Raw genomic sequence first — 15,823 nt, 5'->3', positions numbered from 1 at the left:
TTTTATGAGCACACTATTTTTTGATGCTCAAAACCAACATTTAGGAGGAATTTTAATATGTTATTAATCGGCACAGAAGTAAAACCGTTTAAAGCTAATGCTTACCATAATGGAGAATTTATCCAAGTTACTGACGAAAGTTTAAAAGGAAAATGGAGTGTAGTTTGTTTCTACCCAGCTGACTTCACATTCGTTTGCCCAACTGAACTTGAAGACTTACAAAACCAATACGCAACTCTAAAAGACTTAGGCGTTGAAGTATACTCTGTATCTACAGACACTCACTTCACTCACAAAGCATGGCATGATAGCTCAGAAACTATCGGCAAAATCGAGTACATCATGATTGGTGACCCAACTCGCACAATCACTACAAACTTCAACGTTTTAATGGAAGAAGAAGGTCTTGCTGCTCGTGGTACATTCATCATCGATCCAGACGGCGTTATCCAATCTATGGAAATCAATGCTGACGGTATCGGCCGTGACGCAAGCATTCTTGTTAACAAAATTAAAGCTGCTCAATACGTACGTAACAACCCAGGTGAAGTTTGCCCAGCTAAATGGCAAGAGGGTTCTGCAACACTTAAACCAAGCCTTGACCTTGTAGGCAAAATCTAAGGAGTTCGATCAAAATGATACTAGATGCAGATATAAAAACACAACTATCCCAATACCTTCAATTAATGGAGAACGATATTTTACTTAAGGTAAGCGCAGGAGACGATAACGTATCTAAAGATATGTTAGCTCTAGTAGACGAATTAGCTACTATGTCATCTAAGATTACAGTAGAAAAAGTTGAATTAGAGAGAACACCAAGCTTTAGCGTAAACCGCCTTGGTGAAGACACTGGTGTCGTATTCGCTGGTATTCCATTAGGACACGAATTTACATCATTAGTGTTAGCTTTACTACAAGTAAGTGGACGCGCTCCAAAAGTTGAACAAAAATTAATCGATCAAATTAAAAACATTCAAGGCGAATATCATTTTGAATCTTATATCAGCCTAAGTTGTCATAACTGTCCTGATGTTGTACAAGCTCTTAACGTAATGAGCGTTCTTAACCCTGGTATTACACATACTATGATTGATGGCGCTGCATTCAAAGAGGAAGTAGAAAGCAAAGACATCATGGCAGTACCAACTGTTTACCTAAACGGCGAATCTTTCGGAAGCGGTCGTATGACACTTGAAGAAATTTTAGCTAAAATGGGTAACGGTCCAGATGCATCAGAGCTTTCTGATAAAGATCCATACGATGTTCTTGTTGTTGGTGGCGGCCCTGCTGGTGCAAGTGCAGCAATTTACGCAGCACGTAAAGGCATCCGCACTGGTATCGTTGCTGAGCGCTTCGGTGGTCAAGTAATGGATACTATGGGCATTGAGAACTTCATCAGCGTAAAAAAGACTGAAGGTCCTAAGCTAGTAGCAAGCCTTGAAGAGCACGTAAAAGAATACGACATCGATGTAATGAACCTACAACGTGCGAAACGTTTAGAGAAAAAAGAACTTATTGAAGTGGAACTTGAAAACGGCGCTATTCTGAAAAGTAAGAGCGTAATCGTTTCTACAGGTGCTCGCTGGCGTAATGTTGGCGTACCAGGTGAAGCTGAGTTCAAAAATAAAGGTGTAGCATATTGCCCACACTGTGACGGTCCATTATTCACTGGAAAAAACGTAGCAGTTATCGGCGGAGGTAACTCTGGTATTGAAGCAGCTATCGACTTAGCAGGTATTGTTAAGCACGTAACTGTTCTTGAATTCATGCCAGAATTAAAAGCTGATGCTGTATTACAAGAGCGTCTTAACAGCTTACCAAACGTAACTGTTCTGAAAAACGTTCAAACGAAAGAAATCACTGGTACTGATAAAGTAAACGGTATTTCTTACATCGATCGTGAAACTGAAGAAGTTCATCACGTTGAATTACAAGGTGTATTCGTACAAATCGGTCTTGTGCCAAACACAGACTGGTTAGGCGAAACAGTTGAACGCGTTCGCGGTGAAATCGTAACAGACAAGCACGGCGCTACAAACGTACCAGGAGTGTTTGCTGCAGGTGACTGTACAAATAATCCGTACAAACAAATCATCATCTCTATGGGTTCAGGTGCAAACGCAGCTTTAGGTGCATTTGATTACTTAATCCGTAACTAATAAAAACAGGTGCCTTGGCACCTGTTTTTTATTACCCTAATGTATAAACTAAAAACCTCTCATTCCCATTCTTCTCATAAGCCCCAGGCAACCTTACTTCTTTATTCAGCTCAAACGCAGTCTGATTTTCTAAGAAGAAAATATAGTCCTCAGAAGGATAATATAAAATAATATCCACTTCTCTCCCCGTGTTTTCTACTGAAAGCAAAATGTTATTTACTACATTCATAAACACTTGCACAGAAAACGGATTAAAGAAATAAAACCTATTATCATGTGGATCAATCTTATATTCCTGCGCTAAACAACATTGGAATTGAATTTTCCCCTTACTGTTTCGTGCCTTTCGGGCATAACGATCTCGATTATCCATCGCTTCTTTATAAAATTCTTCATTCATTTCAATTCCAACTGCTGAAGCCCCACATTTATGATGCATATAAAAGTTTAATCGCCCTTTTCCGCACCCAAAGTCTACAATTCGGTCGCTACTTCGTATTTCATATTGATTCAATAACTCATCTAACCCGCTATACGGCGTCGGTTCGTAGCGGTGATAATGCATAGACTTGTTAAACCCTTTTTGCTCACCGACTGTTTTTATATGTAAAACTGCATCGTAATATTGTTCGTTCATTCGTTTTCTCCTATTAAAAAATGGTACTTATTATTATACACCATGTACTGGAGGCTCATTTTTCATCAAATTAATAGGTACGTGAAATTATATTAACGATTTTCTTAATATATCTATCGTAACTTCAAATATATCAACGATTTTCTCAATATATCTATCATAACTTCAAATATATCAACGATTTTCTCAATATATCGATTTACCGACAATTCACCACAAAAAACAGGAGCTCTTTAGCCCCTGTCTTCTAACACTTTCAATACAGTTTGTTTCAATATTTCTACCCCATCCATAATACAACTATGATCAAATCTCATATACGGATGGTGTAATCCAGGTTGTAGGTCTGCTCCTAGTCCAAGCATGACAGCTTTTAAATGTGGTCTTTTCACTGTATAGTAATGGAAATCATCGCTTCCTGTCGTATAGAGAGGCCCTGTGCATCTCTCTTCCCCATACACTTCGAGAATACCTTTACGCATAAAGCGCTCTGCTTCTTCGGAAACCTCTGCTCCTGGTGCAAGATCCATCCATTCGTATGAAGTTTTCGACCCCATCGATGCAGCTGATTCTATTACATGCTCAATCTTTTTCTTTAATTCTTCTAATAGTATATTACTCTCTGCTCTTACATCTAAACTGAAATGACCATTTCCCGGAATAATATTTAAATTATCACCACCAGCTTGGCATCTCGTCATTTTTACTGAATAAGAACTTTGCGGTGGCAGCCAAATATTTTTCAAACCGACATTAATCATGGAAATGACATCAATCGCATTCACACCTTGGTGTGGTCTTGCCCCGTGTGCATCCTCCCCATGAATCATACCCTCTAAAAATCCTGCTGCTCCATGGCGAATAGATGAGGCTGCTTGTTTCAAAGATAGTTCTTCAATTGGTCTTAGATGGACACCAAATAAGAAATCGGCATCATCTACAGCACCTTTCTCCACCATCTTCAAAGCACCATTACCCTTCTCTTCTGCCGGCTGAAAAATAAATCTAACCGTACCACTTTTCCATCTCATATTTTTCAATTGTAAAATAAGTCCCATTACAATAGTCATATGAGCATCATGGCCACATGAATGGTTCGCTTTAAATTCTCCATTTACTTCTTGCCAAAGTGCATCCATATCAGCACGAATCGCAATAACTGGATTCCCGCCTCCAATCTCAGCAATTACACCTGGACAATCATCAAATGTTCTATATGAAATTCCTTCTTCTTTTAAAAAGTCAGTAATATACGCTGTCGTTTCATATTCTTTCCAACTTACTTCAGGGTTTTCGTGTAAATGCTGAAAAATCTCCGTTAAGCGCTCTTGTAGTTCTAATGTTTTCAACGTTCCAGTCTCCTTCCCACATTACAAACGATTCGGGTTAATTATACTTATGAAAAACAGATGTTTTTATGAACATATTGAATTTTAAGAAAAAAGTCAATTATTTATTTTTAAATACTTAAAAACCTTACTCTGCACTTATATTACAAACTAAACAAACAACTAGAACATTCCTTATTTTCTGTTTTTTATGTTGACGCTTACATAAACTTTTAGTTATCATAACCTAATAAACGTCTATTTTACGACAATTCTAAAAATACAAACAAACATACGTAACAAGGAGGAACTTTATGAAAAAAGAAATACCCTTTGGAATAGCGATTATCCCTATTATCATTACCGTTGCAGTTATGATGGTTACAATTGTTGTATTAAAACAAACCCCTCACGTTCCACTTATTATCGGTACAACCGTTGCTTCTATTGTCGCTTGGCGTTACGGTTACAAATGGAATGATCTTGAAGAAGCAATGTATAAAGGGATTCGTCTTGCATTACCTGCTATCGTCATTATTATTCTTGTTGGCTTAACAATTGGTGCTTGGATTGGCGGTGGAATCGTCGCAACGATGATTTATTACGGTTTAAAACTTTTAACTCCATCACTATTTTTAGTTTCCATTACCGTCATTTGTTCTATCGTTGCATTAGCAATTGGTAGCTCTTGGTCTACAATGGGGACAATTGGTGTTGCTGGAATGGGAATTGGCCTAAGTATGGGAATCCCAGCTCCAATGGTTGCTGGTGCCATTATTTCAGGCTCTTATTTTGGCGATAAAATGTCACCGCTTTCAGACACAACTAACTTAGCCGCAGGATTAACAAATACAGATTTATTCGCACACATTCGTCACATGTTATTTACTACAGTTCCAGGTTTAATTATTACTCTTATCGTCTATGCTCTCTTAGGAAGAAGCTTCGGCGCTAACAATATTGATGCGAAGAGCATCGATCAAACGTTACAAGTATTGCAACAAAACTTTGTTATCTCACCTTTCCTACTCATTATACCCGTAGTCGTTATGGTATTGGTCGCAAAAAAGGTCCCTGCTATACCAGCGATTCTCGTCGGTATTATTTTAGGATTTTTATCACAAGTCTTTATTCAAGGTGGTTCTGTCTCAGCATCTGTCGGTGCACTCCAAGCTGGATTTGTTATAGACACTGGAAACAAGCTAGTAGACGAACTATTTAACCGCGGTGGCTTAGATTCGATGATGAATACAGTCTCTATGACAATTGTCGCTATGACTTTCGGAGGAGTATTAGAACATACAGGTATTCTTCGCTCAATTGTAAATCAAATTTTAAAGTTAGCGAAATCAGCAAAAGGGCTTATCGCTTCTACTATCGCATCTTGTTTTGCAACAAACCTTACTTGCTCTGAACAATATATTTCAATTGTTGTCCCTTCAAGAATGTATGCAAATGCATACACAGAAAAAGGACTACATTCAAAAAACTTATCCAGAGCATTAGAAGATGGCGGAACATTAACTTCTGTCTTCGTTCCTTGGAATACGTGCGGTGTATTTATTCTCGCTACACTTGGCGTAGGTGCATTTGAATATGCCCCTTATGCTATTTTGAATTTCATCGTACCTATTATCTCAATCATTTATGGCATAACAGGCTTCACAATTGTAAAACTATCAGACATTGAAAAAGCAGAATTACTAAAGAAACAAAAAGCTCAACTAGAAGCTTAAAAATAGCGGTAAATTCAGTTCATATAGTGCGCGAGGTCGCCCTTGTTGATAGGGCATTTCCTCGCCACAAATATGAGCATACCCGTAATCAACTAATTTCTTTAACAACCTTTCTGTCGATCTTCGAGTCACTTGTAAGTACTCAGAAAGGTCAGCTGCTGTAAACTTCAATGACGGATGCGATTGACTAAATTGAATGATTTTTGACAAGTTGGCCGGACTAAGCTTCGTTTCCTTCGCTATTTTCATTAGTTCCGGATTATCATTTTTCAAACTTTGTACTCTCTGTTCTTTCGGGAACGGACCAAACAAATCTTTATCACTTGTTAGTATATAAAAACAACGATCTATTGGATTATTCTTTGCAAAACTTTGAGCAATTTTTGCATTTTGCTCCGCCTCTTTCACGGTTTTCCCATAACCAAATCCAATAGCTATCGTTCCTTCTACGCTCGCAAACAAGTTATCTATCGCATTTGTTTTAATAATTGATTCGATATCACCACGAGTTGTATACAAAATGCATGTCATTTCATCCACTTGTTTAAATGAACCACGTAGTTCTTTTGAAATGACATCTAGTTTTTCAAGCAAACTCGCTCGTAATTCTAAGGAAGAAATAATACAAGCACCAACAGTAGCTGAATAGCTTTTTGCTAACTCAGCTTTTATTTTTGCATCTTTTAGACCATGTATAATGGATTGTGTTGGATCAATCATGCGCTCTGAAGGAACACCTATTTTTTGAAGCTCGTCGTAAACAGCGTGAATACTAGTTAAAGCTAAATGAGCTTCTCCAGATTGATATTTAGCTACATGAAAATCGATAACTCTATTTATCTCATCTTTACTCCACAGCATATTTTCATAATCCAACACTTGCGGGCTTTCTTTTATACCAATATCATGGAACACATTTGTAATAAACGAGCGGTCTACTAAATCGATGGAAATGTTATGTGGTTGAATACTTTGATGATACATGATAGAAAGAATTGAAGATGCGACAGTTGTCTCGTCTTGCTGTAAGTATGTACTTGGAATTCTTAATTGTTCTCTTATTTCTTTTGCCATATAATAAGGTAAAGCACCTGAGAAAAAGATGACATCACAAGGCTTTAGACACTTTAATAGTTCAGAAGATTCCGTCGGATGAAGGTAAATATATGGATCAATTTCTATTCCTTCTAATTTTTGAGCAATAGGAAAAAGGTTCTCCATAAACTCCTTTGAACCGACAACTGCAATTTTTATCATCATTTTCTCTAACTCCTTATCATTAATTAACGACTATTTAACGTCAACTATATCAAATGTACAAAACTATTGTAAACAGGAAGGGGTTTCTATTCAATGAAAATTACAGCTATTCATCTTTACGCAATTCGTTTACCGCTTCGCAATCCGTTTGTTATTAGTTATGGATCTTATTCTGATATGCCCTCTATTATCGTCAAAATGGAAACAGATGAAGGTATTATCGGTTACGGTGAAGGCGTTGCTGATGATCACGTCACAGGTGAATCATGGGAAAGTACTTTCCATACTTTAAAACATACGCTAACCCCTGCTCTAATCGGGAAAAATCCAATGAATATCGAAAAAATACACGACATGATGGACAATACAATTTACGGTGTTCCAACAGCGAAAGCCGCAATTGATATTGCTTGTTTTGATATAATGGGCAAAAAACTAAATCAACCTGTATATCAATTAATTGGCGGGCGCTATCATGAAGAATTCCCTGTCACTCACGTTTTAAGTATTGCCGATCCTGAAGATATGGCTGAAGAAGCTGCTTCTATGATTCCAAAAGGTTACCAATCTTTCAAAATGAAAGTTGGTACGAATGTAAAAGAAGATGTGAAACGTATTGAAGCTGTACGAGAACGTGTAGGAAATGACATTGCTATTCGCGTTGATGTAAACCAAGGCTGGAAAAATAGCGCAAACACATTAACAGCACTGCGTTCATTAGGACATTTAAACATTGACTGGATTGAACAACCTGTTATCGCGGACGATATTGATGCCATGGCTCATATCCGTTCTAAGACAGACCTCCCGCTTATGATTGATGAAGGATTAAAAAGTTCTCGTGAAATGCGCCAAATTATTAAATTAGAAGCTACTGATAAAGTAAATATAAAACTAATGAAATGCGGCGGCATATATCCAGCTGTAAAGCTCGCTCATCAAGCAGAAATGGCAGGCATTGAATGCCAAGTGGGATCAATGGTCGAATCATCTGTTGCCTCTTCCGCAGGATTCCATGTCGCTTTCTCAAAGAAAATCATTACGAGCGTAGAGCTAACAGGACCATTAAAATTCACGAAAGACATTGGAAACTTACATTACGATGTACCATTCATTCGCTTAAACGAAAAGCCCGGACTCGGCATTGAAATAAACGAAGATACACTACAAGAACTAACCGTCTTTCAAGACGTTGTACGCTAAAGGAGGACTATCATATGACGGTTCTATACGAAGGAACATTAAAACAAAATAACGAATCATTTCACGTTACATTACTATCACTAGAGCACATCGAACAAATTTTATCACTACAAAACATCGTAGTTGAAGCACTAGAAGATAAAAGTCGTTTACAACCACTCTCACAAGAAGAATTTCAATACATTCTAGAAGGAAACGGCATGATGATCGGTGCTTTTATCGAAAACGAACTCATCGCATTTCGCGCTCTACTCGTCCCTCCTATCGACGATGAACATTTAGGGCTTGATATTGGTTTGCCAGAAAGTGAACTACACCGCGTCATCTATCAAGAAATCTCAAACGTTCATCCGAACTGCCGAGGAAATGGTATGCAAAAAATATTAGCAAAAGTCATTATGGAAGAATTGCAAAAAGAAGACAGCAAATATGATTATGTATGCTGCACCGTTGCTCCTTTTAACATTCCGAGTTTGAAGGATAAATTTGCGCAAGGAATGGAGATTGCTGCGCTGAAGGAAAAGTATGGTGGTAGCCTGCGGTATGTTTTTGTGAAGGAATTGCGCAGAGATAAGGAAAACGATTGGACAGATGTTCAAAGTATTCTAATGAATGATGCTAGTGGACAGCAGGCTTTGCTTTCGGAGGGGTATCGTGGGTATGAGATGGAGAAAGTTGATGAAGAATTTGTTGTGAAGTTTGGACGATAATCTATATACTCAAAAAAAGGAGATGCCTGCTATGACATCTCCTTTTACTTTCTCTTCATTGAACATATCGATTGCAACTCCAAATATATCGGCGGTTTTCGAAATATATCGGCGCAACTCCAAATATATCAGCGATTTTCGAAATATATCGGCGCAACTTCAAATATATCAGCGATTTTCGAAATATATCGACTTACCGACAAAGATTGACAATAATTGCAACCTATACAAAGCGCAACATTAAACCGTCATCTTCCAACTAGATAAAGCTAACCAGTTCTCCATTTCTTTATAATCAGGCATTATCTTCCCGACAAGACGCCAAAACGATCGATCATGATTTAAATGAACCATATGACACATTTCATGAACAACTACATAGTCAATTACTCGCTGTGGTGCCATTGCTAGCTTCCAATTGAATGTTAGTTGTAAATTCGAATCGCAAGTACCCCAAGTACGACTACTATCTGCAATACGAATAGAACGTGGTTTTGTTTTGAAATTACTTTGATGCACTTTAATACTCTTCTCTACTAAAGATTTACACTGCTTATAGTAAAATCGTTTTAAAGCTTGTTGTATTTTCTCATCCTTAAGCTCTTTCACATAAATATGTAACTTATCCCCTTCAAATACTGCGTTGTCTTGCTCAATGCTTGCATCTTGGGAAATCTGTATCGGATACGTATTCCCTAAATACAAAAAGCCCTCTCCTTGATCATAATCCTTTTCCTGTGGTCCATGCGCTCGTTCCGCCATTTCCTTACGAGTTGTCTGAATCCAATCCCACTTCTCCTCTAGCAACTGGACTAAGTATTCAACAGGTGTCCCTTTCGGAGCCTGCGCTTCCACATTTCCATACGAATCCACAAAAAGACGCACGGACTTTTTCTTCTTATAAGTTATATGAAAATTAATTGTCTCACCTAAATATGTATGTACCATTTCATCACCTAGCGTATTATTTTACAAATAAAAAAGAGTAGGATACAAACGTCCTACTCTACCTATTATATCATTTACTGCTTTAACGAACTCATTATCCTCTATACTTTACACCTAATCCCTTAATGAAATTCCTTGCGTATCTATCGCCGCACTCTTTGTAATTTTTATGACCTTTTTTTCTTAATAGAGCGCCTAACTCTCCTTTTGTTACCGTAACGCCTACGCTATCTAATATATCAAGTACATCCTCACTCGTTAAAGATAGTGCGATTTTCATTTTCTTTAGAAGAAGGTTATTAGCACTCTCCTTGCTTTGTACAGGTGCCGGTTGTCCTGGTTTCGGATCTTGCTTCCCTCTTTTTAAAGTAATAAATCCATTGAAAAATGCCTCTAACATCATCATATCGCATATTTTTACGTACTCATCTTCAGCTACCTCATCATTTTCAGCTTCATGCTGAGGAGCTCTCTTTATTTTTGTAAGCATATCAACTACGTCTTCTTTCGTTACTTCCATCCCGCCAAGTTTAAAGATTTCCACCATATCTATATCTCTTATATCTAAAGCGTATCGTACTCTTTTTAATATATCGTTGTTGCTCATTGCCATTGGGTTTCCCTCCTGAAATGTTGATTATTTATTCAGCGGTTAAAGTTTATGCTATAACCTGCTTTAAATTATCATGTTTAATCTAGCCTTTTAGTTATTGTCCACTAAATTAATACTTTAACATTTTAAAGATATGTTTTATAGTCTTACCCGAACTTTTCTCTATCATTGTATCTACAGAGCTCTTACATGTTTTTTATATGCCTATAAAAAGATTTCTCTCTTAACATTAACTAAAAGAAAAAAACAGTGTTTTGATTTCTCAAATACACTGTTCTTTTCCAGCTCTGCACTTATTTTCAACTCACTCATGTCATGCACTACATATGAAATGATTTAAGTGCTTAAAAGTTAAACCGTCTCACTATCCTGAGCCACACCAACACTATCCTCAAACTTATCCAACAAAGCACGCACCTCATCAGTCGATTTCGTACTCATCAATTGATTTCTCAATTCAGCAGCTCCGGGGAAGCCTTTTACATAAATTTTGAAGAAGCGGTGAAGCCCTGTGATTGAGCGTGGCAGTACTTCTGCATATTGATCTTGAAGATCAAGTTGTAGTCTTAAAAGATCTAGGTGCTCTTTACTGCTATGCTCTCTTGGCTCTTTTTCAAAAGCAAATGGATTTTTGAAGATGCCTCGTCCGATCATTACGCCATCAATGCCGTATTTTTCAGCAAGTTCCAGCCCCATTTTACGATCAAGAATGTCTCCATTGATTGTTATTAACGTATTTGGTGCGATACGGTCACGTAATTTTTTAATTTCCGGAATTAGTTCCCAATGCGCATCTACTTGGCTCATTTCTTCTCTTGTACGTAAGTGAATAGAAAGGTTTGCAATATCTTGTTTGAAAATGTGCGTTAACCAATCTTCCCACTCGCTTAACTCTTTAAAGCCAAGTCGTGTTTTTACGCTGACAGGTAGTCCGCCCGCTTTTGCTGCTTGGATAAGTTCTGCTGCAACGTCTGGACGTAGAATAAGGCCACTACCTTTTCCTCTTGATGCAACGTTCGGAACTGGGCAACCCATGTTAATATCGATACCTTTAAATCCTAGCTCTGCCATACCGATACTCATTTGACGGAAGTATTCAGGATTGTCTCCCCAAATATGTGCTACCATCGGTTGTTCATCTTCTGTAAAAATTAAACGGCCACGTACACTTTTCATACCTTCTGGATGGCAATAGCTATCCGAGTTTGTAAACTCTGTGAAGAATACGTCCGGACGACCTGCTTCACTTACTACGTGACGGAAAACAACGTCTGTCACATCTTCCATTGGTGCAAGTACAAAAAATGGTCGTGGTAATTCACGCCAAAAATTATCTATCATTTCAAATTCAAATCCTCTCACTATGAATACAATTTCAAAATCTTAATTTATAATTTGTGAAAATCAGCAATATTTATTTTAACTAAAATCGCTTATGAATGGTATTTTTGTAAACCAAAAAGCAGGTGGTATAGATTTCCCCTATATCAACTGCTTTCCTATTATACCAACTTAAGCCAAGCCACACACTCCACATGAGTCGTATGCGGGAACATATCAACAGGTTGTACTTCCTGCGTTTTATATCCGCCTTCTTCTAGTACTTTTAAATCACGTGCTAATGTTGCTGGGTTACATGATACGTATACGACGCGGTTTGGCTTCATGTCGATGATTGTATTTAGTAATGCTTCGTCACAGCCTTTACGCGGTGGGTCTACGACCATTGTGTCGGCGATTACGCCTTCTTTGTACCATTTTGGAATGACTACTTCTGCTTCTCCTACGCCAAATTCAGCGTTTGTCATGTTGTTTAGTGCTGCGTTTCGGTTTGCGTCTTCGATTGCTTCTGGGACGATTTCAACGCCGTACACTTTTTTCGCTTTTTGCGCTAGGAATAACGAGATTGATCCGATTCCGCAATAGGCATCGATTACTGTTTCGTTACCGTTTAATTTTGCGTATTCTAACGTTTTATCGTAAAGCACTTTCGTTTGTTCTGGGTTTACTTGATAGAATGAACGTGCTGAAATCGCAAATTTAATGTCACCGATAAAGTCATAAATGTATTCTGATCCGTACAGTACTGTCGTTTTGTCTCCGAAAATTACATTCGTACGCTTCGTATTTACGTTTTGAACAATTGATTTTACTTCTGGGAATTTCGCTGCAATTTCTTCAATAATTGCTTTTTTGTTCGGCAATTCTGCTGTACGCGTAATGAAGACAAGCATAATTTCCCCTGTTACTTGTCCGTAACGAGCCATTACGTGACGAAGTGTTCCTTTGTTACGCTCTTCGTTGTACGCAGTGATACCGTGCTTTTCACAAATACGTTTTACTTCTTGGATTAATGTATCGTTTTCTTCTGCCTGAATTAAGCATGATTCCATATTAATGATGTCATGCGTTCCTTGGCGATAAAAACCAGCTACAAGTCCGCCTTCACGTTCTCCGATTGGTACTTGTGCTTTATTACGGTATACCCACGGATTCTTCATGCCAAGTACAGGATGAACAGGAACATCACCTAGTCCTCCGATACGCTGCATAACGTCACGTACTTGTTTTTCTTTCGCTTGTAATTGTCCTTCATAAGTTAAGTGCTGAAGCTGACAACCGCCGCACTGATTATATACTGGGCATTCAGCATCTTTACGATATGGACTTTCTGTATGAAGCTTCATTAAACGACCAAATGCGAAGTTTTTCTTCACTTTAATAATTTTAATTTGCGCTTCTTCACCTGGTAATCCGTTTTTAACGAAAATAGGATAGCCCTTTACTTTCGCAACACCGGCACCATCATGTGTTAAATCTTCAAATACTACATCTATAAACTCGTTTTTCTCAACTGGTGGCGTCATTTTAGTACTCATTTTCCGACCTCTCTTTTTCATAACACTGCGTTACATTTTATCATACTTATATGGTCTTTTTCTATTGGAAGAAAAAAAGCTATTGACGATACTTCTCTGTTAATGTTACGCTACTACTAATTTAATACGGACGATGTTACCTCATATATACTTGATAATATGGATCGAGAGTTTCTACCCGGCAACCTTAAATTGCTGGACTATGGGGAAAACTAATGAATATTAGCCTATGCGCAAAAAAGGACTCATATTGATTAGCTTTCTCTCATAGATGAAAGTGAATCCATATGGGTCTTTTTTTATTTTTATTTTTCTAAAAGGTCAGACATCTTACGTATGACATAAAACCTCATTCCTTTATTTTTAGTAATATAACGAGCGTTTTATGTACAAACTTTATACGAACTTCTGAAAGGGGCAACTACATGCAATATGTAATGAGCATTATCGGTATTATTGCCGTGTTAGGTTTATGTTTTGCTTTGTCAAACAACAAAAGTAAAATCAACTTCCGTGCAATTGCAATTATGATTGGTTTCCAAATTTTAATCGGTTGGTTTATGTTTGCTACAAAGATTGGTCAACAAATCATTATTTTCATTAGTAAAGTCTTCAACAAACTAATTAAACTTGGTACGACAGGTGTCGATTTTCTCTTTAATGGAATTCACAGAGATTTTGTCTTTTTCTTAAACGTATTATTAATTATCGTATTTTTCTCAGCACTACTTTCAATCTTTAGTTATTTAGGTGTTTTACCATTCATCGTTCGCGTTGTCGGCGGTGCTATTTCAAAAATTACTGGTTTACCACGTGTTGAGTCATTCCACGCAGTAAACTCTGTATTCTTCGGTTCAAGTGAAGCGTTAATCGTTATTAAAAACGATTTACAGCATTTCAATAAAAACCGTATGTTTATCATTTGTTGTTCTGCGATGAGCTCCGTTTCTGCTTCTGTTACAGCATCATACGTAATGATGTTAGATGCAAAATACGTACTGGCAGCTCTTCCGCTAAACTTATTCTCAAGCTTAATCGTTTGTTCGTTATTAACACCAGTTGATACGAAGAAAGAAGATGAAGTGATTCAGAAATTTGATAGAACTCTATTCGGAGACAGCTTTATCGGCGCAATGATTAACGGTGCGCTTGATGGTTTAAAAGTAGCTGGTATCGTTGCCGCATTAATGATCGCCTTTATCGGTGTGATGGAAGTTGTAAACTACGTAATTAGTGCAGCTTCAGGCGCAATGGGACATGCTGTTACTTTACAACAAATCTTCGGTTACGTACTTTCTCCATTCGCATTCTTAATGGGTATTCCAACTCAAGATATTATCCCAGCTGGTGGTATTATGGGTACGAAGATTGTTTTAAACGAGTTTGTAGCAATCCTTGATTTAAAAGACACAGCTACAACATTAGCTCCACGTACAGTTGGAATCGTTACAGTATTCTTAATTAGCTTCGCAAGTATTAGCCAAATTGGTGCAATCGTTGGTACAATCCGTGCCCTTTCTGAAAAGCAAGGAAGCGTTGTTTCTAAATTTGGTTGGAAAATGCTATTTGCATCAACACTTGCTTCTATTTTATCTGCGACAATCGCTGGATTGTTTATTTAATAAAAAAACACCTTACTTTAACAAGTAAGGTGTTTTTTTGATTCTTTATGAAACCGAGTGAAATTCAACTGCTTCTTCTGTATTGATAATCCTATCTTTATATATACCTTTTATTGAAATGTAAATGATAGATTTGTTTATGTTTTTTAACTTTCCTAATGAAAAATGATAAAGTAATCCATCGCTTTTTAAAGTCCACATCTTCCCACTCCATGGACCAGTAGCTTTTTGTTCATCCGACGCCTTTATTTCACCTTCATATTCGCATTCTCCTAAAGGAGTTTTAATTATATTCTTCTCTGTATCAATTCGAATATTTTTAATTAGCTTCAAATTTTCATCAGAGAGAATTTGAATTTCATGATCTTTCTGTTTAAAAAAGAGTTTTCCGTCTTTGGTATTTACATATTCTGCATTATTCATTTTATCTATCATAAAATCATATTCTTCTTTTGTAATACCTAAGTTTTGATGATAAGGAAACGTTTTTTTCGGTATAATTTCTTCTTCGGCATACTTCAAATACCAATCTAAATTATTTGTAATACTATCGCTCATTTTATTTCCTATTTTCTCTAATTTCTCTTTTATCTCATAAGGAAATTCTAGTGTCATAATATCCGCCGTCACTTCCGCATTCATAAGATGCGATGGAATATACTCTTCCAAGCTATTCGCTTTACTCACTTCACTTTGACAACCAACTATAAATAGCGATATGAAAA

14 protein-coding genes and 1 riboswitch are annotated in these 15,823 nt (G+C 37.3%); of the genes, 6 read left to right on the top strand and 8 right to left on the bottom strand.

Annotated features, from left to right (window positions below; all coding sequences use genetic code 11):
- The first annotated feature begins 57 nt into the window (after positions 1-57).
- Positions 58-621, top strand: coding sequence for an alkyl hydroperoxide reductase subunit C (gene ahpC, locus ACQGS6_RS13210; protein WP_000924420.1), 564 nt, complete (start codon positions 58-60; stop codon positions 619-621).
- 14 nt (positions 622-635) lie between these two features.
- On the top strand, positions 636-2,162 hold the full coding sequence (gene ahpF, locus ACQGS6_RS13205) for an alkyl hydroperoxide reductase subunit F (protein ID WP_426965209.1): 1,527 nt from the start codon (positions 636-638) through the stop codon (positions 2,160-2,162).
- Positions 2,163-2,193: 31 nt separating this feature from the next.
- On the opposite strand, the gene ACQGS6_RS13200 is transcribed toward ahpF, so the two are convergent.
- Entirely contained in the window at positions 2,194-2,799 is a 606-nt protein-coding gene (locus ACQGS6_RS13200; protein ID WP_001005632.1) for an SAM-dependent methyltransferase, read from the bottom strand.
- 233 nt (positions 2,800-3,032) lie between these two features.
- Positions 3,033-4,148, bottom strand: coding sequence for a M20 peptidase aminoacylase family protein (locus tag ACQGS6_RS13195; RefSeq protein WP_000853518.1), 1,116 nt, complete (start codon positions 4,146-4,148; stop codon positions 3,033-3,035).
- 293 nt (positions 4,149-4,441) lie between these two features.
- On the opposite strand from ACQGS6_RS13195, the gene nhaC reads away from it, so the two are divergent.
- Positions 4,442-5,863: a Na+/H+ antiporter NhaC gene (gene nhaC, locus ACQGS6_RS13190; RefSeq protein WP_000711520.1), complete on the top strand. Its 1,422-nt coding sequence runs from the start codon at positions 4,442-4,444 to the stop codon at positions 5,861-5,863.
- Here nhaC and ACQGS6_RS13185 read toward each other — a convergent pair.
- On the bottom strand, positions 5,852-7,123 hold the full coding sequence (locus ACQGS6_RS13185; protein ID WP_000972818.1) for a hypothetical protein: 1,272 nt from the start codon (positions 7,121-7,123) through the stop codon (positions 5,852-5,854). The genes nhaC and ACQGS6_RS13185 overlap by 12 nt on opposite strands.
- Positions 7,124-7,216: 93 nt before the next feature.
- Between ACQGS6_RS13185 and ACQGS6_RS13180 the strand changes: the two genes are divergently transcribed.
- Both ACQGS6_RS13180 and ACQGS6_RS13175 read left to right on the top strand, forming a co-directional pair.
- A complete protein-coding gene (locus ACQGS6_RS13180) occupies positions 7,217-8,326 on the top strand; it encodes a mandelate racemase/muconate lactonizing enzyme family protein (protein WP_242785354.1) in 1,110 nt (369 codons plus the stop codon).
- A gap of 14 nt (positions 8,327-8,340) precedes the next feature.
- A complete protein-coding gene (locus tag ACQGS6_RS13175) occupies positions 8,341-9,036 on the top strand; it encodes a hypothetical protein (protein WP_000217546.1) in 696 nt (231 codons plus the stop codon).
- Between the two features lie 240 nt (positions 9,037-9,276).
- Here the strand turns inward: ACQGS6_RS13175 and ACQGS6_RS13170 are convergent, their stop codons facing one another.
- The 4 genes from ACQGS6_RS13170 to rlmD all read right to left on the bottom strand — a co-directional run bounded on the left by ACQGS6_RS13170 (position 9,277) and on the right by rlmD (position 13,476).
- Complete coding sequence (locus ACQGS6_RS13170; protein ID WP_426965208.1) at positions 9,277-9,984, bottom strand: M48 family metallopeptidase; 708 nt, start codon at positions 9,982-9,984, stop codon at positions 9,277-9,279.
- Between the two features lie 94 nt (positions 9,985-10,078).
- Positions 10,079-10,597 (bottom strand): DUF1456 family protein, encoded by a 519-nt coding sequence (locus tag ACQGS6_RS13165; RefSeq protein ID WP_001251726.1) that lies wholly within the window; start codon positions 10,595-10,597, stop codon positions 10,079-10,081.
- A gap of 351 nt (positions 10,598-10,948) precedes the next feature.
- On the bottom strand, positions 10,949-11,938 hold the full coding sequence (locus ACQGS6_RS13160; protein WP_000566708.1) for a tRNA dihydrouridine synthase: 990 nt from the start codon (positions 11,936-11,938) through the stop codon (positions 10,949-10,951).
- Positions 11,939-12,099: 161 nt separating this feature from the next.
- Entirely contained in the window at positions 12,100-13,476 is a 1,377-nt protein-coding gene (gene rlmD / locus ACQGS6_RS13155) for a 23S rRNA (uracil(1939)-C(5))-methyltransferase RlmD (RefSeq protein ID WP_000105032.1), read from the bottom strand.
- A gap of 121 nt (positions 13,477-13,597) precedes the next feature.
- Positions 13,598-13,699, top strand: a riboswitch (purine riboswitch).
- 202 nt (positions 13,700-13,901) lie between these two features.
- Here rlmD and ACQGS6_RS13150 point away from each other — a divergent pair.
- A complete protein-coding gene (locus ACQGS6_RS13150) occupies positions 13,902-15,098 on the top strand; it encodes a NupC/NupG family nucleoside CNT transporter (protein ID WP_001200484.1) in 1,197 nt (398 codons plus the stop codon).
- Positions 15,099-15,143: 45 nt separating this feature from the next.
- On the opposite strand, the gene ACQGS6_RS13145 is transcribed toward ACQGS6_RS13150, so the two are convergent.
- Positions 15,144-15,823, bottom strand: a 680-nt coding sequence (locus ACQGS6_RS13145) for a hypothetical protein (protein WP_426965207.1), incomplete at its 5' end; no start/stop codon positions are given.

It is taken from the genome of Bacillus sp. GMs2/2, assembly GCF_050172095.1.
GTDB classification, from domain to species: domain Bacteria; phylum Bacillota; class Bacilli; order Bacillales; family Bacillaceae_G; genus Bacillus_A; species Bacillus_A cereus.
The sequence above is the reverse complement of the archived record's forward strand: the minus strand, read 5'-3'. Positions and strand labels throughout refer to the sequence as shown.

Excerpts from the sequence above, each read along its gene's own strand:
- ahpC (WP_000924420.1), top strand. The coding sequence starts at position 58 with ATGTTATTAATCGGCACAGAAGTAAAACCGTTTAAAGCTAATGCTTAC.
- ahpF (WP_426965209.1), top strand. The coding sequence starts at position 636 with ATGATACTAGATGCAGATATAAAAACACAACTATCCCAATACCTTCAA.
- ACQGS6_RS13200 (WP_001005632.1), bottom strand. The coding sequence starts at position 2,799 with ATGAACGAACAATATTACGATGCAGTTTTACATATAAAAACAGTCGGT.
- nhaC (WP_000711520.1), top strand. The coding sequence starts at position 4,442 with ATGAAAAAAGAAATACCCTTTGGAATAGCGATTATCCCTATTATCATT.
- ACQGS6_RS13185 (WP_000972818.1), bottom strand. The coding sequence starts at position 7,123 with ATGATGATAAAAATTGCAGTTGTCGGTTCAAAGGAGTTTATGGAGAAC.
- ACQGS6_RS13180 (WP_242785354.1), top strand. The coding sequence starts at position 7,217 with ATGAAAATTACAGCTATTCATCTTTACGCAATTCGTTTACCGCTTCGC.
- ACQGS6_RS13175 (WP_000217546.1), top strand. The coding sequence starts at position 8,341 with ATGACGGTTCTATACGAAGGAACATTAAAACAAAATAACGAATCATTT.
- ACQGS6_RS13170 (WP_426965208.1), bottom strand. The coding sequence starts at position 9,984 with ATGGTACATACATATTTAGGTGAGACAATTAATTTTCATATAACTTAT.
- ACQGS6_RS13165 (WP_001251726.1), bottom strand. The coding sequence starts at position 10,597 with ATGGCAATGAGCAACAACGATATATTAAAAAGAGTACGATACGCTTTA.
- ACQGS6_RS13160 (WP_000566708.1), bottom strand. The coding sequence starts at position 11,938 with ATGATAGATAATTTTTGGCGTGAATTACCACGACCATTTTTTGTACTT.
- rlmD (WP_000105032.1), bottom strand. The coding sequence starts at position 13,476 with ATGAGTACTAAAATGACGCCACCAGTTGAGAAAAACGAGTTTATAGAT.
- ACQGS6_RS13150 (WP_001200484.1), top strand. The coding sequence starts at position 13,902 with ATGCAATATGTAATGAGCATTATCGGTATTATTGCCGTGTTAGGTTTA.